Annotated in this window: 23 protein-coding genes and 10 tRNA genes; 28 read left to right on the top strand and 5 right to left on the bottom strand. The window is 48.8% G+C overall.

The window, feature by feature from the left end; translation table 11 throughout:
- The first annotated feature begins 60 nt into the window (after positions 1 to 60).
- From KNO71_RS12695 to KNO71_RS12685, 3 genes are all read left to right on the top strand, one after another.
- Positions 61 to 1,506, top strand: a complete 1,446-nt coding sequence (locus KNO71_RS12695; RefSeq protein ID WP_078146147.1) for an alanine/glycine:cation symporter family protein — start codon at positions 61 to 63, stop codon at positions 1,504 to 1,506.
- Between the two features lie 84 nt (positions 1,507 to 1,590).
- Entirely contained in the window at positions 1,591 to 2,046 is a 456-nt protein-coding gene (locus tag KNO71_RS12690) for a hypothetical protein (RefSeq protein WP_214685157.1), read from the top strand.
- A 52-nt stretch (positions 2,047 to 2,098) separates the two neighbouring features.
- The gene (locus KNO71_RS12685) at positions 2,099 to 2,545 is read left to right on the top strand and encodes a hypothetical protein (protein WP_214688872.1); all 447 of its coding nucleotides are present in this window, start codon (positions 2,099 to 2,101) and stop codon (positions 2,543 to 2,545) included.
- 39 nt (positions 2,546 to 2,584) lie between these two features.
- On the opposite strand, the gene KNO71_RS12680 is transcribed toward KNO71_RS12685, so the two are convergent.
- Positions 2,585 to 3,586: a metal ABC transporter solute-binding protein, Zn/Mn family gene (locus KNO71_RS12680; RefSeq protein WP_214688870.1), complete on the bottom strand. Its 1,002-nt coding sequence runs from the start codon at positions 3,584 to 3,586 to the stop codon at positions 2,585 to 2,587.
- Positions 3,587 to 3,759: 173 nt separating this feature from the next.
- On the opposite strand from KNO71_RS12680, the gene KNO71_RS12675 reads away from it, so the two are divergent.
- The 3 genes from KNO71_RS12675 (at position 3,760) to KNO71_RS12665 (ending at position 5,845) form a co-directional block, all read left to right on the top strand.
- On the top strand, positions 3,760 to 4,695 hold the full coding sequence (locus KNO71_RS12675; RefSeq protein ID WP_078146151.1) for an alpha/beta hydrolase: 936 nt from the start codon (positions 3,760 to 3,762) through the stop codon (positions 4,693 to 4,695).
- A gap of 63 nt (positions 4,696 to 4,758) precedes the next feature.
- Positions 4,759 to 5,358 (top strand): histidine phosphatase family protein, encoded by a 600-nt coding sequence (locus tag KNO71_RS12670; protein WP_214688868.1) that lies wholly within the window; start codon positions 4,759 to 4,761, stop codon positions 5,356 to 5,358.
- A 10-nt stretch (positions 5,359 to 5,368) separates the two neighbouring features.
- Positions 5,369 to 5,845, top strand: a complete 477-nt coding sequence (locus tag KNO71_RS12665; protein WP_031424439.1) for a DUF456 domain-containing protein — start codon at positions 5,369 to 5,371, stop codon at positions 5,843 to 5,845.
- Positions 5,846 to 5,917: 72 nt separating this feature from the next.
- On the opposite strand, the gene KNO71_RS12660 is transcribed toward KNO71_RS12665, so the two are convergent.
- Complete coding sequence (locus KNO71_RS12660) at positions 5,918 to 6,391, bottom strand: YwpF-like family protein (RefSeq protein WP_031424441.1); 474 nt, start codon at positions 6,389 to 6,391, stop codon at positions 5,918 to 5,920.
- A gap of 113 nt (positions 6,392 to 6,504) precedes the next feature.
- On the opposite strand from KNO71_RS12660, the gene KNO71_RS12655 reads away from it, so the two are divergent.
- The gene (locus KNO71_RS12655; protein WP_078146153.1) at positions 6,505 to 6,807 is read left to right on the top strand and encodes a hypothetical protein; all 303 of its coding nucleotides are present in this window, start codon (positions 6,505 to 6,507) and stop codon (positions 6,805 to 6,807) included.
- A 36-nt stretch (positions 6,808 to 6,843) separates the two neighbouring features.
- Here the strand turns inward: KNO71_RS12655 and KNO71_RS12650 are convergent, their stop codons facing one another.
- Complete coding sequence (locus KNO71_RS12650; RefSeq protein WP_078146154.1) at positions 6,844 to 8,289, bottom strand: nicotinate phosphoribosyltransferase; 1,446 nt, start codon at positions 8,287 to 8,289, stop codon at positions 6,844 to 6,846.
- A 22-nt stretch (positions 8,290 to 8,311) separates the two neighbouring features.
- The gene (locus KNO71_RS12645) at positions 8,312 to 8,845 is read right to left on the bottom strand and encodes a cysteine hydrolase family protein (protein ID WP_074034877.1); all 534 of its coding nucleotides are present in this window, start codon (positions 8,843 to 8,845) and stop codon (positions 8,312 to 8,314) included.
- 140 nt (positions 8,846 to 8,985) lie between these two features.
- Between KNO71_RS12645 and KNO71_RS12640 the strand changes: the two genes are divergently transcribed.
- From KNO71_RS12640 to KNO71_RS12630, 3 genes are read left to right on the top strand one after another with little or no spacing between them, the layout of a single operon-like run.
- The gene (locus KNO71_RS12640) at positions 8,986 to 9,261 is read left to right on the top strand and encodes a 4a-hydroxytetrahydrobiopterin dehydratase (protein ID WP_078146155.1); all 276 of its coding nucleotides are present in this window, start codon (positions 8,986 to 8,988) and stop codon (positions 9,259 to 9,261) included.
- Positions 9,254 to 9,736 (top strand): hypothetical protein, encoded by a 483-nt coding sequence (locus tag KNO71_RS12635; protein ID WP_240499776.1) that lies wholly within the window; start codon positions 9,254 to 9,256, stop codon positions 9,734 to 9,736. Before KNO71_RS12640 ends, KNO71_RS12635 begins: the two co-directional genes overlap by 8 nt.
- A gap of 33 nt (positions 9,737 to 9,769) precedes the next feature.
- Positions 9,770 to 10,087: a hypothetical protein gene (locus KNO71_RS12630; protein WP_015880545.1), complete on the top strand. Its 318-nt coding sequence runs from the start codon at positions 9,770 to 9,772 to the stop codon at positions 10,085 to 10,087.
- A gap of 44 nt (positions 10,088 to 10,131) precedes the next feature.
- Here KNO71_RS12630 and KNO71_RS12625 read toward each other — a convergent pair whose 3' ends face one another.
- Positions 10,132 to 10,857, bottom strand: coding sequence for a rhomboid family intramembrane serine protease (locus KNO71_RS12625; protein ID WP_078146156.1), 726 nt, complete (start codon positions 10,855 to 10,857; stop codon positions 10,132 to 10,134).
- 63 nt (positions 10,858 to 10,920) lie between these two features.
- Between KNO71_RS12625 and acpS the strand changes: the two genes are divergently transcribed.
- The 18 genes from acpS to KNO71_RS12535 all read left to right on the top strand — a co-directional run bounded on the left by acpS (position 10,921) and on the right by KNO71_RS12535 (position 18,129).
- The gene (acpS, locus tag KNO71_RS12620; RefSeq protein ID WP_031424460.1) at positions 10,921 to 11,289 is read left to right on the top strand and encodes a holo-ACP synthase; all 369 of its coding nucleotides are present in this window, start codon (positions 10,921 to 10,923) and stop codon (positions 11,287 to 11,289) included.
- A complete protein-coding gene (gene alr, locus KNO71_RS12615) occupies positions 11,276 to 12,352 on the top strand; it encodes an alanine racemase (protein WP_214688866.1) in 1,077 nt (358 codons plus the stop codon). Before acpS ends, alr begins: the two co-directional genes overlap by 14 nt.
- 129 nt (positions 12,353 to 12,481) lie before the next feature.
- Positions 12,482 to 12,760 (top strand): hypothetical protein, encoded by a 279-nt coding sequence (locus tag KNO71_RS12610; RefSeq protein WP_078146158.1) that lies wholly within the window; start codon positions 12,482 to 12,484, stop codon positions 12,758 to 12,760.
- Positions 12,761 to 12,765: 5 nt separating this feature from the next.
- Complete coding sequence (locus tag KNO71_RS12605) at positions 12,766 to 13,116, top strand: type II toxin-antitoxin system PemK/MazF family toxin (protein ID WP_026824472.1); 351 nt, start codon at positions 12,766 to 12,768, stop codon at positions 13,114 to 13,116.
- 140 nt (positions 13,117 to 13,256) lie between these two features.
- Positions 13,257 to 13,583 (top strand): STAS domain-containing protein, encoded by a 327-nt coding sequence (locus tag KNO71_RS12600; RefSeq protein WP_015880558.1) that lies wholly within the window; start codon positions 13,257 to 13,259, stop codon positions 13,581 to 13,583.
- Entirely contained in the window at positions 13,580 to 14,059 is a 480-nt protein-coding gene (rsbW, locus tag KNO71_RS12595) for an anti-sigma B factor RsbW (protein ID WP_015880559.1), read from the top strand. Before KNO71_RS12600 ends, rsbW begins: the two co-directional genes overlap by 4 nt.
- Complete coding sequence (gene sigB, locus KNO71_RS12590) at positions 14,025 to 14,825, top strand: RNA polymerase sigma factor SigB (RefSeq protein ID WP_015880560.1); 801 nt, start codon at positions 14,025 to 14,027, stop codon at positions 14,823 to 14,825. The genes rsbW and sigB overlap by 35 nt, the downstream gene beginning before the upstream one ends.
- Before the next feature lie 69 nt (positions 14,826 to 14,894).
- The gene (locus KNO71_RS17870) at positions 14,895 to 17,024 is read left to right on the top strand and encodes a Tex family protein (RefSeq protein WP_214688865.1); all 2,130 of its coding nucleotides are present in this window, start codon (positions 14,895 to 14,897) and stop codon (positions 17,022 to 17,024) included.
- A gap of 204 nt (positions 17,025 to 17,228) precedes the next feature.
- A tRNA-Asn gene (locus tag KNO71_RS12580) sits at positions 17,229 to 17,303 on the top strand.
- Between the two features lie 9 nt (positions 17,304 to 17,312).
- Positions 17,313 to 17,404, top strand: a tRNA-Ser gene (locus KNO71_RS12575).
- Between the two features lie 28 nt (positions 17,405 to 17,432).
- A tRNA-Glu gene (locus KNO71_RS12570) sits at positions 17,433 to 17,507 on the top strand.
- 5 nt (positions 17,508 to 17,512) lie between these two features.
- Positions 17,513 to 17,588, top strand: a tRNA-Val gene (locus KNO71_RS12565).
- A 21-nt stretch (positions 17,589 to 17,609) separates the two neighbouring features.
- Positions 17,610 to 17,685: transfer RNA gene (locus KNO71_RS12560), tRNA-Asp, on the top strand.
- A gap of 7 nt (positions 17,686 to 17,692) precedes the next feature.
- Positions 17,693 to 17,764: transfer RNA gene (locus tag KNO71_RS12555), tRNA-Gln, on the top strand.
- Positions 17,765 to 17,774: 10 nt separating this feature from the next.
- Positions 17,775 to 17,850 (top strand) — tRNA-Lys (locus KNO71_RS12550).
- Positions 17,851 to 17,874: 24 nt separating this feature from the next.
- Positions 17,875 to 17,962: transfer RNA gene (locus KNO71_RS12545), tRNA-Leu, on the top strand.
- A gap of 3 nt (positions 17,963 to 17,965) precedes the next feature.
- Positions 17,966 to 18,042 (top strand) — tRNA-Arg (locus tag KNO71_RS12540).
- 10 nt (positions 18,043 to 18,052) lie between these two features.
- Positions 18,053 to 18,129: transfer RNA gene (locus KNO71_RS12535), tRNA-Ile, on the top strand.
- Positions 18,130 to 18,271: the final 142 nt, after the last annotated feature.

Raw genomic sequence — 18,271 nt, 5'->3', positions numbered from 1 at the left:
ATGTTAAGAAAGTTGACATGACTTTTTCTATTGAGATTTTTAGAGTGATGGAGGATTAGTATGGAGAAATTGGTAGAGAAACTCGTTTCGCAAGCGAACGATTTGTTGTGGTCGCAAGTGCTCATCGTTGTACTTGTCGCGTTAGGTCTTTATTTTACAGTTCGTATGGGCTTCGTTCAGTTCCGCATGATTCCTGAAATGTTCCGCCTCTTGTTCAAAGAGGGCACAGCACGTGAAAAAGGCCAAGTGTCTTCGTTCCAAGCTTTCGCAATCGGAACGGCAGCTCGTGTAGGGACGGGTAACATTGCCGGTGTGGCGACAGCGATTGCGCTAGGTGGCCCAGGAGCAGTTTTCTGGATGTGGCTCATTGCGTTGATTGGGGCAGCATCTGCATTCGTCGAAAGTACGTTGGCACAAGTGTACAAGATTCGTGATGGACGCACATGGCGTGGGGGACCTGCCTACTATATGGAGCGTGCGCTCGGCCAACGTTGGCTAGGTGTCTTGTTCGCGATTTTAATCACGTTCTCATTCGGATTCGCGTTCAACTCGGTACAGTCGAATACGATCTCACTCTCTGTGAGTAACCAGTTCGGCATCAGCACAACAGTCGTTGGGGTTGTCCTCGCGATTGTGACGGCCATTGTCGTCTTCGGTGGGATCCAATCGATCGCACTCTTGTCGAGTATCATCGTACCGGTCATGGCAGGTGGCTACATCTTACTCGCGATTTGGATTATGGTGACGAACGTTTCCCTTCTACCAGACGTCTTCAGCCTCATCTTCTCAGAAGGAGTCCTCGGAATTGAGCAACTCTTCGGAGGGGCGATTGGCGCCATGGTACTTCAAGGGATTCGTCGAGGTCTCTTCTCGAACGAAGCGGGTATGGGTTCTGCACCGAACGCCGCTGCGACAGCGGAAGTATCGCACCCTGTCAAACAAGGATTGATTCAATCGTTTAGCGTATTTGTCGATACATTGCTCGTTTGTACATCGACAGCGATGATCATCTTGATTTCAGGCGTAGCCGGTTCAGAGTCGTTTGCGGGTGTCGAATTGACGCAAGCCGCGTTGACAGTAGAAATCGGATCAGTCGCTACATCGTTCTTGACGATTGCAATTTTCCTATTTGCGTTCAGTTCGATTCTTGGAAACTATTACTACGGTGAGACGAATATCCAGTTCATCTCGGATAAGAAAATCTATGTCACGCTCTATCGCATCGGTGTTGTCGGCATGGTCTTGTTTGGTGCGGTCCGCTCTGCCGGCCTTGTTTGGTCGATTGCTGACGTGTTCATGGGTCTCATGGCACTCGTGAACTTGTATGCCATCTTCCGCTTGGCGAAAGTGGCTCGCGCCGTTCTCGATGACTACTTGGCACAGCGACGCGAAGGAGAAGATCCAGTTTTCTATGTCGACTCGGTTGAAAATCTTCCTGGTCGTGAATACATCGAAGCTTGGGAAAGCGAAACAGAGGAACAACAAACAGGAACAAGTCGTTCTTGATATAAGGAACCGTCTACGAATTCAAGTAGGCGGTTTTTTTACATATATAAGACGGGTAATGTCATAAAAAGGGGGCGTTCATGTATGGAGACGACGCATTATGTACGTGTTTCCCCAGAAGTTTGGGTGTCATTTAATCAGGATCCGGAGATGATTTTAGACTGGTTGATTCATATGCATGAGCAATATCGGGATCGGGACGATACGCTGACGCTTCCGAATGTGGAACCGTTTCAACGCGTACTTAGTCAAATCGAGGTATATATCGACGGGGCCGACACGTATAACATGGAAATGGCGCTCGTCGGCGAAGAGTTGATTGTCAATGAGGCGCAGGCGGTCGTGGTCGGTATCTTGACCCCGCAGTTACTTCATATCGTCAAAGATACGTTGCATGCGTTCGGGCGAGATGATGTGAAAGACATGGCATTCGTTGCAAAAGATGAATTCGAGATGATTTGGGAAGATTGGACCCGGTTGCAACAGTTTTGTGAGATCGCTTCGTCCCAGGAAGAATTCGTCTTGATTTATTATGAATGAAAGTGAATTCCCATGGTATACTGTTAATAAATGGTATAAAGGGGATTTGCTCATGGATGTGTTCGGCGCTCTCATCTGGCTCGGGCTACTCATCAATCCGTTTCTTGCGTATCAAACGGGGTTCAAGTCGCTTTATCGCATCACACTCATCTCATTCATCGTATTCTTCATGACATGGGGGTATGCTGTCACGGTCGGGGTGGTATCTGTCTCATTTGACACGGCTTGGAACGTCCTTCTCATCGCGTATGTCGGTCTTTTAGTATTGAATAGTTATTTGGTCAGCAAACGATTCGTTCCACAGATGACATGGGTTCGTTTTGGTGCAATCGCACTGATTGGCGTTGGTGTCAGTCAAGCGTGGTTAGGACTGAGTACAGGAGAGTGGACACGATCATTCTTCATGGACGGGGACTTCTGGATGATGAGCGTCATCGTATCGCTACTGCTCCTGCTTCTTGTCACGATGAAGATGTTAGACCGACGAATAGAAGTATAAAAAAATCCCGAAACGAGTTGATTCGTTTCGGGATTTTGATTATTTCAACGCTGTCTCAAGTGCCTTGACGTTTTCACGCATCAAGTCGAAGTAGCTCTTGTCCATCTGTTCTTTCGTGACCGATTCCAAGTTATAGATCGTCACGCTCTCTGCGCCGATCTCTTGTTTCACGACTTCGGCCACTTTTGGTGTGACCGTGTCTTCGAATGCGATATAGTTCAAGTCGTGGAGACGGGCTTCCTCGATGATCCGTTTGAGAGCTTGTTGTGACGGCTCTTCAGACGGTGTAAGTCCGGCAATCGGCAACTGATCGAAACCATAGCGTTCAGCCAAATAGCCGTATGCGGCATGCGTTACAAGTAACTCGGATTTCGAACCGTTCTCGACCGCTGCCTTCAATTCCGCATCGAGGGCGTTCGCTTCGTCTTTGAAGGTGCTTAATCGTTCTGCGAACTCATCCTTATAGTCGGGTGCTTCCTCACTGAATGCGGCTTCGACCGCTTCTGCCATCGATACAGCATTCGTTGGATCGAGCCAAACGTGAGGGTCATACTTTCCGTGGTCATACTCATCTTCCGAATGTGATGCTTCTTCGTTAGCATGCTCGTCCTCAGAATGCCCTTCGTCTTCAGCATGTCCTTCTTCTTCATGGACATGGACGGTATCCGCCGCATCGAGTAACTTCACGTTCTCGGCTGTTTTGACGAAGGCGACGTTCTGACCATCTAAACTCTTCTCCATAGACTCGACGTAAGGTTCAAGGTCATGACCAATCGTCAAAAAGAGGTCGGCTTCTGCGATTTGTGTCATTTGCTTTGAAGTTGGCTCATACGTATGCGGATCAGCCCCAGGTGGAATGACCATCTCCACGTTGACGCGGTCGCCACCGATTTCTTCGGCTAATGATTTTAATGCAAACGTTGAAGCGAAGACGGTCAGTTGACCATCTGTCGATTCAGATGCGTTGTCTCCTTCGGTATTTCCACACGCACCGAGTAAAAGCGTACCGGCTGCGACTGCGCCTAACCAAGTTTTCTTCATCTTCCATCTTCCACCTTTCAAGTTATCTGAATATTAAATCGTAACTGTTACGTTTTATGACCGCGAGTAATATTATAGTGTGAGCTTCGGAGCACGTCAAGTCCGACTTCTGATGGATAGATTTTTGAAAAAAGCGGGAATATGATTAAAAAAAGGAACGAGGAGTGGATTGTATGAGAAAGGAGACTGCCTGGTTTGTCGGGGGTGCGGCGATTGCTGCGGCGACGGCAGCCGGGGCTAGCGTGTGGAGTCAGTACGGGTCCCTTGTCAGATGGCAAGAACCCAAGTTGCCGATTCAACCGACAACACGCCGGCGCCACACGTACACGTATAAAATTGTTCACGATCGTCCGCTCCAATTTGATTTGTATCTCCCCCCTGGGGAGGGACCGTTCCCGGTGGCGGTATATGCTCATGGGGGAGCGTTCGTCAGAGGGAATCGGAGTATGGTGACACTGTTTCATCCGTTGCTCGACCACTTTTTGGGGAAAGGGATCGCGGTCGTCAGCATCGATTACCGTCTATTTGAAGACGGGGTGTACTTCCCTGACAATATTTTTGATGTTTCTGATGCCCTGTGCTATTTGAAACAACATGAATCGCTTTTGACGCTAGATACAAGTCAACTACTCGTTTGGGGGGACTCAGCAGGCGCCGCGCTCATGCTTGCGGCTGCGCTCGATCGTCATCGACAATTTGCGGGCGATTTGGGAGACGACCTCCCGACCATCAAAGGGGTCATCGCCTTGTATCCACCGACAAACTTTTTATTGTTCAAATTTATCCAGACGTGGCTCGCTCACTTAAAGTTCTATGAAGGAAGCCGTGAGGAATGGCGTGAGTTGATGGTAAAATGCTCCCCGGTCTCCCATCTATATGCCGATGCCCCGCCGATTTTACTGCTACACGGGAAGAAAGATCCGATTGTCCCGTTCGGCCAAGCGCTTCACTTCGTCGAACATGCGAGTGACGTCGGCGCGAACGTTCAACTCATCTCCTTTCCGAATGGTACCCACTCGCTGGCGAGCTTCCTTCAATCGGATAATCCAATCAAAGAAGAGCAACTCATGGCCAGAATCAATCGTTTTATTGAAGAATGCCTCGGATGACGTTGCGATTTTTAGGGAAGATGGTACGATGGGGGATGATTGAAAGAGTAAGGAGTGGAAGTAGTGACAGAGTTATGTTTAGTCAGACACGGCCAGACCGATTGGAACCGTTTAGAAATTATTCAAGGGCGTGAAGATAATCCGTTGAATGCACTCGGACGTCAACAGGCAGAGGAGAGTGCAGCTTTTTTGAGTCAAGAGAAGTGGGACGTCATCGTCTCGAGTCCCTTGTCACGTGCGGTTCACACCGCACAAGCCATTGCGACAGCCTGTGGCATCGAACATAAAGCGATTCTGCTAGATGAGCGTTTCATTGAACGTGAATTCGGAGCGGCATCCGGGCAGCCCGTGAAAGGGATTTACGAGGCGGTTCAAGCGGATGACCAGAATCAGATTCCGGGTCTCGAAACGGAAGACGAGATGCGTACACGGGTCTTAGAAGGAATGAATCATTTGGTGGATACGTATTCTGGCAAACGCATCATTGTCGTCTGCCATTCTCATGCAATCAAAGCGGCGCTTTCTGCCATCGATGGGGCATATACGTTCCGTCACGCCATGCGAAACGCCTGCTCGAACTATATCACCCATCAACAAGGTCAGTTTGAAGTGAAGGCGGTCAACGTGGCTGACCATATCACCGATCCGACCATTATGAAATGAGGAGAATGTCATGACGACCTTACTATGGGTATTCATTATCGCATCATTTGTGGTCGCTTTTGCAGGACTCATCTATCCAGTCATCCCGAGTGTCTTGTTCTTGTTCATCGGATACATGATTTATGGATTCGGTTTTTCGTTTGAACCATTGACCTGGACATTCTGGGTATGGCAATCGGTCTTCCTCGTCTTCTTGTTCGGCGTCGACTATGTCGTCACCCGGGCTACAGTGGATAAGCGAGGCGGTTCGGAGCGAGCGAAATGGGGTGCGACAATCGGTTTGATTGCGGGACCGTTTATTTTCCCGCTCGTCGGGGTTTTGATTTTCCCGTTCATCTTCGCTTTCTTGGCGGAGTTGACACTTGGGAAGACGACACGTGAAGCGTGGAGCATCGGCGTCGGCACCGTTCTCGCCTTTCTCGGCAGCACGCTCTTAAAAGTGATCGGGATGACGATGATGATCATCCTATTCTTTATCTACGTGTGAGGCGGAGATGTTTCTCCGTCTTTTTAGTTTGAAAGGTGAATGGTTTTGGGGAAAGAAAAACAGGTCATCCGATTATTCAAATGACCCGGTTTTGACCAATTGATTGAAAGCGGAGCGACTGAACGATTGTTGCATTTCGACTTTTTTCTCGAAGAAGGCGGGCTTTAAATTCGAGGTGGCGACGCCATCTTGGATCAACGAATCGAGTACTTGCTTCGTCGCGTCTTGTTTCGGCATCAACATGAGTCCTTCAGCGACGAACGTATGATGGTCGTTCAAGGCCCTCTCGCTCGTGAACGTCAGTGCGAGCGCAGCCGGGGCGTTCGTTGGCGACGTGATGACGGCTTCAGCGAGGATGAGGATGCGTTTGTTTAAGTAATGATGGAGCGTGACAGCCGACTCGGTCGGCACGAGCATTTCGAGGAGCCATTCTGAATCGTGCTCCTTCGAGATGATTAACCCATCGAGTAAATCGATCGGTAAATTCAGTTCATTGCCGTATTCGTCTTGGACGAGTCGGACTTGGACGAGGCGAAACGTTTTCATGGGATCGTTCCTTTCCGCGTTTTCTTTAGACCATCTTAACACAGTCTGAGGAATAGAATGTGTTAAGATAACGGGGAAGAAACAGAAAAATAGAGAGTGAGGGAGGCATCAAGATGAGTTGGGTTGTTGGCGTAATCGGGTATGTGACGATTCTCGCAATCGTCTATTATGGTGTCCTTTTCTTCAAAGTGAAACGGGAGCGGAGTCGGGCCGGCTATCGGATTTTTCTCTTGCTTGCCGGATTGTTTTTAGTCAGTGGGAGCGATTATATCATTGCGTTGTTCCAAGGAGACACCGAAGCGACGTTTTGGCAACGGACCGTCTATTTTGTCTTGATATTGCTCTCTTTGTCGATTGCGCTTTACTTTCGGAGAAAAGAAGATCAAAGCCAAGCAGGCGAGATGACGATGGTATAAAAAAACGGCTGTGGGTATGCACCCACAGCCGTTTTTTTATTTTGGTACCCGCGTTTTGCGAATCATATCGAGTTTTAAATCCCATAGTGGCTTGCTGAATGTCACCGAATACACTTCCGGTAAACGGAGACGCTTGTACTCTTCCCACAATCCGTTCATCTGCTCGTGATGATATGCACGAATCTCACTTGTGCTTGGAAGGTCGTATACGCGTTTCCCATCAAGGAAGATTGGTTGCAACAAGCGTTTCACGTTGAAGTTACGTGTCTTGATCTTGAAGGCCGGGTCACGGACGTCAATCAAGTCGATCTCGGTGTACGATTCGACCGGTTCATCGGCGAGGGCGATATAGTCGCCTTTGAACTTTTTCGTTTCGTTGTCGATGATGCGATACAACTCTTTCTTGTGAGGAGTCGTCGTCTTCACCTTGGAAGAAGATACTTTGATGACCGGCTTTAATTCACCAGATTCATCCTCACGCGCGACGAGCTTATAGACCATCCCGAGTGCCGGCTGCTCGTAAGCCGTGATGCCGCGTGTCCCAACGAGGAACGTATCGGCCTCTGCGCCTTGCATTCGTAAGTCCTGGATGACATACTCATCCAAATCCCCAGAGACGACGATTTTGACGTAGTCGAGCCCTGCTTCATTCAACGCCTTCCGGGCACGCTTCGACAAGTAGGCGAGGTCCCCAGAGTCGAGTCGTACTGACTTGAGACGATGGCCCTTCGCCTCGAGCTCTTTTGCGACCGTAATCGCGTTCGGCAGACCGGATTTGAGTGTGTCATACGTATCGATGAGAAGGCTTGTGTTGTCCGGGTACATCTCAGCGAACGAACGGAATGCGCTCAATTCATCATCGTGGAACTGAATGTCGGCATGCTCCATCGTTCCTCCTGTCGGGACATCAAAGTCACGACCGGCTGACACGAGACTTGTCACATCAAAACCAGCGATGTAAGCCGCACGTGTTCCGTAGTAAGCCGCATCGACACCTTGCGCGCGACGAGCTCCTCCTTCAAGGAGTGTCTCGTTCGGAGCAGCCTGACGAATGCGTGCATACTTCGTGGCAATGAGTGATTCGTGGTTCGCGATATTGAGTAGCGCCGTTTGGAACAGCTTCGCTTCAAAGATGGTCGATTCAATCCGAACGACTTGTTCATGTGGGAAGATGACTTCTCCTTCGCGAACACTATATAGTGAACCAGTGAACTTGAAGTTCCGTAAGACGTCTTCGAATTCATCTTCGAATCCGAGTTGCTCTTTCAAATAGGTGATGTCCGCCTCCGTAAAGGAGACGTTCTCTAAGTAGTGAACGATATTCTCGAGTCCGGCGAAGACGACATAACCACCACTAAATGGATTCGAGCGATAGTAAAGGTCGAAGACGACCTTTTCATTATGGCGACCTTGCTTCCAGTAAATATACATCCAACGTGGAAGATAAAGATCTGTGTGAAGGGCTAAATTACGATGTAACATATGATTTCCTTTCTGTTTTACGTCACTTTCCGACGACTGTCGCACCGAGTGTTGTGACGAAATGTTCGAGCGCCCATTCATGGCCGACCGGGTTGAAGCTTTGAACGGCATCGGCATGGACGACGATTTGATAACCGAGGTTGTAGGCATCTACGGCTGTATGGAGTACACAAATATCCGTGCAGACACCGACGAGATGAACTTCTGTGATTCCGCGTTCCCGAAGACGCAGGTCAAGGTCAGTTCCGGCAAAGGCACTATAACGTGTCTTATCAATCCAGTGGTCTGCCTGTTTTGCAGCTTCCTTCACAGAACCGTACAACTCACGGCCCTCTGTCCCGCGGATATTGTGCGGTGGGAACAACGTCGTTTCAGGGTGGAACGTGTCACCTGCATCATGGACGTCGTTCGCGATGACGACATAGTCATCCGTTGCGAATGTCCCGATCAATTCGACGATCCGTTCTTCAATCTCTTGCCCGGGTTTCCCACAAGTCAAACGACCACTGTCTGCGATAAAATCAAATGTATAATCAATAACAATCAATGCGCGCATGGGAGATGCTCCTCTCTCGTAATGAAAATGATGGCTGTCCATCTCATTCTAATTCATTATACATCATGCACGGAAGATTATTTTTCTTCGGTTTGGGTAGATTAAGACAGTAGACTGTATAGGGAAAGGGGATTGTGACGATGGTATTATCGCAAAGTGAATTGACAGAGGAACTGTCACGGTTGAACGGTTGGGAAGAAGTGAACGGGGAGATTCAAAAGACGTATCGGCTGGAAACATTTCCGGAGGCCATTCAGTTCGTGCATCTTGTAGCAGATTTGGCTGAATCGCTCGATCATCATCCGAACATCTTGATTGAATATCGGAACGTGACATTGACCGTCTCGACCCATGACGAAGGGGGCATTACGGAGAAAGACATCACACTCGCGAAAGGGTGTGAGGAACTTGTCTAAGCTCTATATGACTTTTGCGTCAGGCAGCGTGGCGGAACGTCTTCGAAAGGAGCCAGGCGTCATCGCGGCGAATGGACACGAAACGATTTTGCTCGCAGAAGGAGAGAAGTCTCCGTTCAAGAGCGGTAAAGTGTTTGAAATTGAAGAGGCGTCGGGCGAATTCGTGAAAAAAGGGAACATTTTATACGCGAACGTTCCGGCAGATGAGAATGCCCGCTCCCTGTTGTTTCACCACTTGTTGACGGAAAAGGCGCCACTCGGTGTCAGTCATGATGGGTTTTCGGCATACCGATTAGGTGTCGACCCGGATGATAATCATGCCGTCGTCTTTATTCAGTTCACGTCTGGTGGGAAACACTTTCGTGATACAGAGGACTATGCAATCCTTGAAGACCGCTTGAAGCGAGCGGTCGAACAGCGCGGTGCAGGTCCCGTCATAAAACACTATGTCGTCAGTGAGTCAGATAATCTATAATAAAAGATAACGTCATGTTAGGGGAGGATTTTTATGAACAAGAATTATTTCTGGTTGGGGATGGCTGCGGGTGCGGTAATCGGCGCAGCAGCATCACTTCTCCATAGCGAAACGCGCGATCAACAAGTGAGACAACTGAAAGGCATCAAGTCGAAGTTGAAATCATCGAATACGTCGACTGAGGCACATGCGGTCGGTCTACAAGCGTCATCGAAAGGCAACTTGAAAGACCGTGTCATGGAATGGAAATCGCTTTACGAAGAAAACCAAGATACGATTCAAAACCTCGTCGAAGACGTGAAAGACTTAGTGGATGCGCTTCAAGAGGCTCGTCATAAAAATCAAATCTAATCAAATGGCCAAGCGATTTCGCTTGGCCATTTTTCGTACCTTCTTTATAAGAACTGTGCCAATAATCCGAAGATGGCCAGTCCGATGATGATGTAGAAAAACCACTTTCCGTCCCCGGAATGAATGACAGGGGGCGTGTACGAACGTTGCTTATACTTCCCGTAGCGCATCGGGCGCGTATACGGGACGGTGAAACGTGAGAGTGGGATGGCAAGTAAGAATCCGGCCAAGAACCCGTACACATGTCCCCAAAGGGAAACGTTCGAACCAATCAATGTGAAAACGGCACTGATAGCGACGAAGATGTAGACCAAGCGGGCATCTTGGCTGTACATCAACGTGCGACGGAAACGACCGATGAATACGTAGAATCCGAGAATGGCCAAGATGGCGCCTGACGCCCCGGCTTGTAGATAAAACAAGTTACTGACAGTGAAATACGTGAGCAGGTTGGCGAGCGCTCCAGCGAATACATAAAACAAGGCAAATTTCACGTGTCCGACCATTCGTTCCATCGCCGGTCCGAAGATGATCAGTGCGAACGAGTTGAACAGCAAGTGACCGAGACTCAAATGAATGAAGTTGGCCGTGACCAAGCGGTACCATTGTCCGTCCGCGAGTGCCAAATGGAACGACCCTCCCGTCGCCACGATTCGTAAACCAGGAGCGAAAGAATCGATGACAAACACAAGGAGTTGGATTACAATGAACAGCGTTACGAGTGGATATGCCCGTACAAACGTTTGAACATTTTCCGTACGACTAAACATAACATCACCTCTTTCCTCAATTGTATAAGGAAACGGGGAAAAAAGGAAAGGAGCGAGTGTCCTGTGATTGTAGGAATCGGAGTCGATATCGTCGAGCTTGATCGGATGGCTCGCTCGATGAAACAACCACGTTTTTTAAAACGGCTGCTCACCGATGCGGAATATGAACTGTCTCAACAGTATCCGCTCCCGCGTCAAATCGAGTTTGTCTCGGGTCGCTTTGCCGCGAAAGAAGCTTACGCCAAGGCAATCGGGACTGGCATCGCACACGGGTTATCCTGGCGTCATATTGAAATTTTACCGGATGAGACGGGTCGACCTGTCATGACCGCGCCGTTTGCGGGGAAAATCCATGTCAGCATCAGCCATAGTCAAACATACGCCATCGCACAAGTCATCTTAGAAGAGGAGGGACATCATGTTTCGTCCTAGTCGAATCGAGATTGATCGGGCGGCCATCGTCCATAATATAAAAGAATTAACGAGACGGATTCCGCAGGACCTCATGGCGGTCGTCAAAGCGAATGCCTACGGACATGGGGCCATCGAAGTGGCGAAGATCGCCCTGGAGAACGGAGCGACGATGCTCGGGGTCGCGTTATTCGAGGAAGCGCTCGAACTCCGCGATGCGGGAATCGAAGCACCGATTCTCGTCATGGAAGCGCAATTCCCTGAATATGCCGGAGTGGCGGCAGAACAGGGGATCACGTTGTCCGTATTTTCTGCCGAATGGTTACGAGAGGCAGCTCCATATATAGAAGAAAAGCCGTTGACGGTTCATATCAAAGTCGATACCGGGATGGGACGCCTCGGACTTCGTACCCGTGAACAGTTGGATGCCTTACTTGAAGAAGCGACCGATTCGTTTGTGGTGGAAGGAATCTATACCCACTTCGCAACGGCGGATGAGCTCGATAGCAATCTGTATTATACACAGCAAGAGCGGTTCGAACGTTTGATGGATGGTCTCCACGAGCGGTTCCGCTATATCCATACGTCGAACTCGGCCGGGGCCATCCGAATGGCCGGACAAGACGTTCCTTATAATCTGGTTCGTGTCGGCATCGCGCTCTATGGGTTATATCCGTCACGTGAGATGGAGACATTCTATTCGTTCCTGCGCCCGGCCTTCACACTAAAAAGTCAGCTCATGCAGGTGAAGCGGCTAGAGGCAGGTCAGACAATCAGTTACGGCGCGACGTATACAACGTCAGCCGATGAATGGATTGGTACCGTTCCGGTCGGATATGCGGACGGCTGGTTACGAAAGGCGAGCGGATTTGAAGTGGAGGTCAATGGGATTCGTTGTCCGATCGTGGGACGCGTCTGTATGGACCGCTTCATGATCCGACTTCCAAAGGAGTTTCCTGTAGGGACGGACGTGACCCTTGTCGGTGGAAACGTCGCCATTGATGAACTCGCCTCATATCTTGGGACGATCAACTATGAGATCGTTTGCCAATTCACGAGCCGATTGCCACGTCTTTATGTGTGAATCATAAATCGTGTGAAATTATCTGAATTCTTTCTCGATTTCTCTATATTTTCCCATTCCCGCGTGTTATATTGATAAAGAACGCGGGAGAATTTCCGCCAGTCCATGAAACGATTCTGGAGGTGTAAGATGTTGAAGCAGCGAACTGCGGGTGCGCTAGCGTCCGTCCCAGATCGGTTCTCGCAACAAGGGGGTCCGATTTCGATGAAAGACCGTGAAACACTGTCCTTGAACGATGTAGTGACATACTTGTCTAAAGAAATTGCTGATCGACAACAAACACTGCGTGAAGAATTGGCGAGAGGCTATCAAGAGATGGCCGCGTTTAACTTGAATATGGCAGAAGAGATGCTAATGATTGAAACCGAAGCCGAACACGCTCTCTTACGTCAAGTAAGTGGGGTGTGAGCAACGTGATCGTAAAGCGTGGTGACGTGTTTTATGCGAATCTGTCGCCCGTAGTCGGCTCAGAGCAAGGTGGCGTTCGACCCGTTCTCATCGTACAGAACGACATCGGCAATCGCTTTAGCCCGACCGTCATTGTCGCTGCGATTACAGCTCAGATTCAAAAAGCAAAACTGCCGACTCATGTGGAAGTATATCAAGAGAAGCACGGACTCGAACGAGATTCTGTGATTTTGCTTGAACAGATTCGAACGATTGATAAGCGTCGTCTGACGGATAAAGTCACTCATCTCGATGATGAGACGATGCATAAAGTGGACAGAGCGCTAGAGATCAGTATGGGATTGATCCCTCTCTAGCCTTACATAGATAAGACTGGTACATAGGTATCGGTCTTTTTTTAAACTTTTTAAAAAAAGTGGTTTAAGATTTTGTTAGAGGGGAATTTAAGTTAATCGTACTCAATTTTTCTGTACGGACATTTAGGAGGGAATAGACGATGGATTTAGCGATTCGCGAGCAAGTCATTGGAGAACAATTACACCTTTACGTATCCGGAGAAGTGGATACATATACTGCACCAAAATTGAAAGAAGTATTGCATCCGGCCATCAGTGAGCAAGATGTGGTCGTTCATTTAGACGAAGTGGAGTATATGGATTCGACAGGTCTTGGCGTGTTCGTCGGGGCATTAAAGATTGCCACGCGTAACGAAAAAGAGTTGTCACTTGTCGGAGTCACAGACCGAGTCAATCGTCTGTTCGAATTGACGGGTCTTCACAAACTTCTTTCTATTAATTCGAACGTAAGAGGTGGCACGCAATGAATAATGTTGAACAGACGGTCATGACGTTCCCGGCCAAACCCGAATATGTCGGTGTGGTTCGATTAGTCGTTTCAGGAATCGCTAACCGTATGGGATATACGTACGACGAGATCGAAGATATTAAAATCGCGGTCTCGGAAGCATGTGGCAACGCCGTCCAACATGCTTATGACGATCATCAAGATGGAGAGGTCAAACTCGCTTGTGGCGTCTATGCAGATCGTCTTGAAATCACGATTGAGGATTCCGGCAAGACGTTCGCAGATGATGTGAAGCGTCAAGCCGCTCCGGTCGAAGAGACGACCGAAATTGAATCGCTCCATGAAGGAGGACTTGGTCTCTTCTTGATCGAAGCATTAATGGACGATGTCTCAATCAATAAAGACAACGGTGTCAAAGTGACGATGACAAAACTCCTCAATAGGGACGAGGTGGATCAGAGTGCCAGCAAAATCTCAACAACGCCATCACAGTGATGACGAGGTACTAGAGTGGATTGAACGCTATCAACAAGACGATCAAAACGAAGAAGTGCAAATGCTCCTCATCAACCGCTATTCTGACCTCGTTGAAGCACTCGCGCGTAAATTCTCGCGTGGTCGTGCGATTCATGACGATCTCGTACAAGTTGGGATGATTGGGTTATTGGCGGCACTTCGTCGATTTGACCCGGAATTTGGTCGTAGCTTCGAATCGTTTGCTGTCCCGACCATCATCGGGGAAATCAAACGATTTATTCGCGACAAGACGTGGAGTGTCCACGTACCGCGTCGAATCAAAGAACTCGGACCAAAGATTAAAAAGACGGTCGAAGAGTTGACGACCGAATTACAACGTTCGCCACGAATCGATGAAATTGCCGATCATCTCGGCGTTTCCGATGAAGAAATTCTCGAAACGCTCGAGATGGGCAAAAGTTATCAAGCCTTGTCGGTTGATAGTTCAATCGAAGCGGATAACGAAGGTAGTACGGTCACATTACTCGACTTGGTCGGTAGCCAAGAGCGCGGGTACGAATCAGTCGACCAGCGTCTCATTTTAGAGAAAGCGTTCAATGTCTTAAACGAGCGTGAACGCGCCATCTTGGAATGCGCCTACTATAAGAATATGAGTCAAAAAGAGACAGGAGAACTTCTTGGAATCTCGCAGATGCATGTGTCCCGTTTGCAACGGCGAGCACTCGAAAAGCTGCGTGAAGCCATCAAGGTCCCACTCAATGAAGTATTCTCAAGCGATGACTAATCGAGTCATCGCTTTTTTGTTTGAATGTTTGCTACACTTTGAAAGAGATCAAAAAAGGAAGTGATTTAAGTGATTACGAAAGTGGCTAACGCGTTAAACTTGAAAGTGAACCAAGTCGAGACGGTTCAGCAGCTCGCATCTGAAGGGGCAACGATTCCGTTCATGGCCCGTTATCGGAAGGAAATGACGGGGAATTTGGACGAAGTTGAAATTAAAGGAATCTTGGATGCTCTTCAATATGAAGAGAGCCTGCAAAAACGCAAGGCGGATGTCCTGGCTAAATTAGAAGAGTTGGAAAAAAACACGCCTGAACTAACGAAAGCGTTAGAGGCGGCGACAACCCTTCAACAAGTGGAAGACATCTACTTGCCCTATCGTCCAAAACGACGCACGAAAGCAGAACAGGGACGTGAGAAAGGACTGCAGCCGCTTGCGGACTGGTTCCGGGACAAATCACCCTATTCTTCGGACAAGGTAAAAGAACTTTCTCAAGACGTCAAGGTAGAAGAGGCGTTGCCGCTCGTTCATGCGATCATCGGCGAAGAATGGGGCGAAGAAGCGAAACTGCGCCAGATGCTTCGCGATCGTGTACGAAAAGAAGGACTCTTGCGCTCGAAGAAGAAAAAACAAGCGGAAGACGAAAAAGAGATTTTTGCGCAGTATTATGAATATGAAGAGAAGATTGCTGGCATTGTCCCGCACCGTGTACTCGCCTTGAACCGTGGGGAACGCACGGACGTGCTCCAAGTGAAGGTGGTGTTTGACGAGTCGCGCTTCATGGATCAAGCCCTCCGTACATACGAACGACTTCCGAAAGAAAAGCGTGAGGTTGTCGAGGTAGCTGTGACGGAGGCATACAAGAAGTCGGTCTTCCCCGCCATCGAACGAGAGATTCGTGGGGAGCTGACAGAAAAGGCAGAAGAGCAGGCAATCGATGTCTTCTCAAAAAACTTGAAACAACTCTATATGCAACCGCCACTTCGAGAGGTCGTCGTCCTAGGAATCGACCCGGCTTATCGAACTGGTTGTAAATGGGCAGTCGTCAATGAAATCGGAAAAGTCGAAGAGGTTGGTGTCTTCTATCCGACGGCACCGAAACATGATATCGCCGGCGCTGAAAAAGTACTGACGAGACTCGCGAAGAAATATTCAATCTCGGTTATCGTCGTCGGAAACGGAACCGCCTCACGGGAGACGGAACAATTCGTCGCCGACTGGTTGAAGAAAGCGGAACGTGATATTGCTTACGCGATTGTGAACGAAGCGGGGGCAAGTGTCTACTCGGCATCGGAAGTCGCACGAAGTGAATTCCCGGATTTGAAAGTTGAGGAACGGTCAGCCGTTTCGATTGCACGTCGAATTCAAGATGCGATGGCGGAACTTGTCAAAGTCGACCCGCAATCAGTCGGTGTCGGACAATATCAGCATGACGTCAGCCAGAATAAACTGAAAGCCTCCTTAGAGTTCGTCGTCGAGAGCGTGGTCAACATGGTCGGGATCGATGTGAACCGTGCTTCCGAGTCTTTATTGACGTACGTCTCAGGACTCAATAAAACGACGGCGAAAAATATTGTGGCATATCGTGAAGAGAATGGACGCTTTGAAACGAGAAAGGAAATTAAGAAAGTACCTCGTCTCGGAGCGAAGGCGTTTGAACAGGCGGCTGGATTCTTACGGATCATGAACGGGAAAGACGTTCTCGACCAGACGGAGATTCACCCAGAAAGCTATCCACTTGCGTTATCGATTTTAAAAGAGATCGGTTCTTCAAAGTCAGAGGTCGGTACGGCCGCGCTTCGAGAACGATTGCAACAAGTCGATGCCAAAGCTTTGAGTGAACAACTAGAAGCGGGACTTCCGACAGTCGAAGACATTTTGAAATCATTAGCCAAACCAGGTCGTGACCCACGAGAAGATATCCAGAAACCATTACTACGCACGGACGTCATGAGTCTCGAAGACCTTCAAGTCGGCATGGAATTCCAAGGAACCGTTCGAAACGTTATTGATTTTGGTGCGTTCGTAGACATTGGGGTGAAGCAAGATGGTTTGGTCCACATTTCGAAATTATCGAATCGATATGTGAAGCATCCATTAGATGTCGTGGCGGTTGGTGACATCGTGACCGTGTGGATCGAACAAGTCGATGTGGATCGTGGACGGATTAGTTTAACGATGCTTGCGCCGAGCCTTAAATAAGAAGAAACTCGAATCAGGTAAAATGTTTTTCATTTTACCTGATTTTTTTTAGAAAAAGTGTTGACGGTCTTTTTGTGCCGTGATATCTTATAGAAGTCGCCGAGAGACGGCACGCGAAATAAACGTTTTTCTAAGAAAGTGATTGACAGGTTTCTGGTTTGCGGTTACAATTTAAATCGTTACTTCGATAATTTCAAGCAACGTTCCGCAATAGCTCAGTGGTAGAGCAACCGGCTGTTAACCGGTAGGTCGTAGGTTCAAATCCTACTTGCGGAGCCATTTTATTTTGGAGACGTACCCAAGAGGCTATAAGGGGCTCCCCTGCTAAGGGAGTAGGCTGGGAAACCGGTGCGAGGGTTCGAATCCCTCCGTCTCCGCCACTTAAATTACTTAGAAGACACATACACTGGCCCGTTGGTCAAGCGGTTAAGACACCGCCCTTTCACGGCGGTAACACGGGTTCGAATCCCGTACGGGTCACCATATATGGAGGATTAGCTCAGCTGGGAGAGCACCTGCCTTACAAGCAGGGGGTCGGCGGTTCGATCCCGTCATCCTCCACCATTTCAAATAAAAACGTAATCTGGTCTTGTGGTGTAGGGGTTAACATGCCTGCCTGTCACGCAGGAGATCGCGGGTTCGAATCCCGTCAAGACCGCCATTTACGTTGGGCTGTAGCCAAGTGGTAAGGCATCGGATTTTGATTCCGACATGCGAAGGTTCGATCCCTTCCAGCCCAGCTTTTTATTTGAGTCATTAGCTCAGTTGGTAGAGCATCTGACTTTTAATCAGAGGGTCGCAGGTTCGAGCCCTGCATGACTCACCATTTTCTTTTTTAACTTTATACGCTGCGGTCGTGGCGGAATCGGTAGACGCGCTAGGTTGAGGGCCTAGTGGTGGTTAACACCGTGGAGGTTCAAGTCCTCTCGACCGCACCATATGCACCCTTAGCTCAGCTGGATAGAGCGTTAGACTACGAATCTAAAGGCCGGGAGTTCGAATCTCTCAGGGTGCACCATTCTTTTTATGGGCCTATAGCTCAGCCGGTTAGAGCGCACGCCTGATAAGCGTGAGGTCGGTGGTTCGAGTCCACTTAGGCCCACCATTTAAACTGACGAACTTTGAAAACTGAACGATGAGGCAAAAATAAGTTTTACCATTTTTGAATGAAGCGCAAGCTTCGTCAATTTAAGAGCTATATCAAATTCTTTGGAGAGTTTGATCCTGGCTCAGGACGAACGCTGGCG

This window comes from Exiguobacterium sp. s163 (genome assembly GCF_018617135.1).
In the GTDB taxonomy this organism is placed as follows: Bacteria; Bacillota; Bacilli; order Exiguobacteriales; family Exiguobacteriaceae; genus Exiguobacterium; species Exiguobacterium profundum.
This window is presented reverse-complemented; position numbering and strand designations above follow the sequence as displayed.

Bases quoted from the DNA above. Each gene is read 5' to 3' on its own strand.
- KNO71_RS12685 (WP_214688872.1), top strand. From the start codon at position 2,099: ATGGATGTGTTCGGCGCTCTCATCTGGCTCGGGCTACTCATCAATCCG.
- KNO71_RS12610 (WP_078146158.1), top strand. From the start codon at position 12,482: ATGTTGAAGCAGCGAACTGCGGGTGCGCTAGCGTCCGTCCCAGATCGG.
- KNO71_RS12640 (WP_078146155.1), top strand. From the start codon at position 8,986: ATGGTATTATCGCAAAGTGAATTGACAGAGGAACTGTCACGGTTGAAC.
- alr (WP_214688866.1), top strand. From the start codon at position 11,276: ATGTTTCGTCCTAGTCGAATCGAGATTGATCGGGCGGCCATCGTCCAT.
- KNO71_RS12675 (WP_078146151.1), top strand. From the start codon at position 3,760: ATGAGAAAGGAGACTGCCTGGTTTGTCGGGGGTGCGGCGATTGCTGCG.
- KNO71_RS12665 (WP_031424439.1), top strand. From the start codon at position 5,369: ATGACGACCTTACTATGGGTATTCATTATCGCATCATTTGTGGTCGCT.
- KNO71_RS12655 (WP_078146153.1), top strand. From the start codon at position 6,505: ATGAGTTGGGTTGTTGGCGTAATCGGGTATGTGACGATTCTCGCAATC.
- KNO71_RS12650 (WP_078146154.1), bottom strand. From the start codon at position 8,289: ATGTTACATCGTAATTTAGCCCTTCACACAGATCTTTATCTTCCACGT.
- KNO71_RS12660 (WP_031424441.1), bottom strand. From the start codon at position 6,391: ATGAAAACGTTTCGCCTCGTCCAAGTCCGACTCGTCCAAGACGAATAC.
- KNO71_RS12600 (WP_015880558.1), top strand. From the start codon at position 13,257: ATGGATTTAGCGATTCGCGAGCAAGTCATTGGAGAACAATTACACCTT.
- KNO71_RS12695 (WP_078146147.1), top strand. From the start codon at position 61: ATGGAGAAATTGGTAGAGAAACTCGTTTCGCAAGCGAACGATTTGTTG.
- KNO71_RS12690 (WP_214685157.1), top strand. From the start codon at position 1,591: ATGGAGACGACGCATTATGTACGTGTTTCCCCAGAAGTTTGGGTGTCA.
- KNO71_RS12630 (WP_015880545.1), top strand. From the start codon at position 9,770: ATGAACAAGAATTATTTCTGGTTGGGGATGGCTGCGGGTGCGGTAATC.
- KNO71_RS12645 (WP_074034877.1), bottom strand. From the start codon at position 8,845: ATGCGCGCATTGATTGTTATTGATTATACATTTGATTTTATCGCAGAC.
- rsbW (WP_015880559.1), top strand. From the start codon at position 13,580: ATGAATAATGTTGAACAGACGGTCATGACGTTCCCGGCCAAACCCGAA.
- KNO71_RS12680 (WP_214688870.1), bottom strand. From the start codon at position 3,586: ATGAAGAAAACTTGGTTAGGCGCAGTCGCAGCCGGTACGCTTTTACTC.
- KNO71_RS12625 (WP_078146156.1), bottom strand. From the start codon at position 10,857: ATGTTTAGTCGTACGGAAAATGTTCAAACGTTTGTACGGGCATATCCA.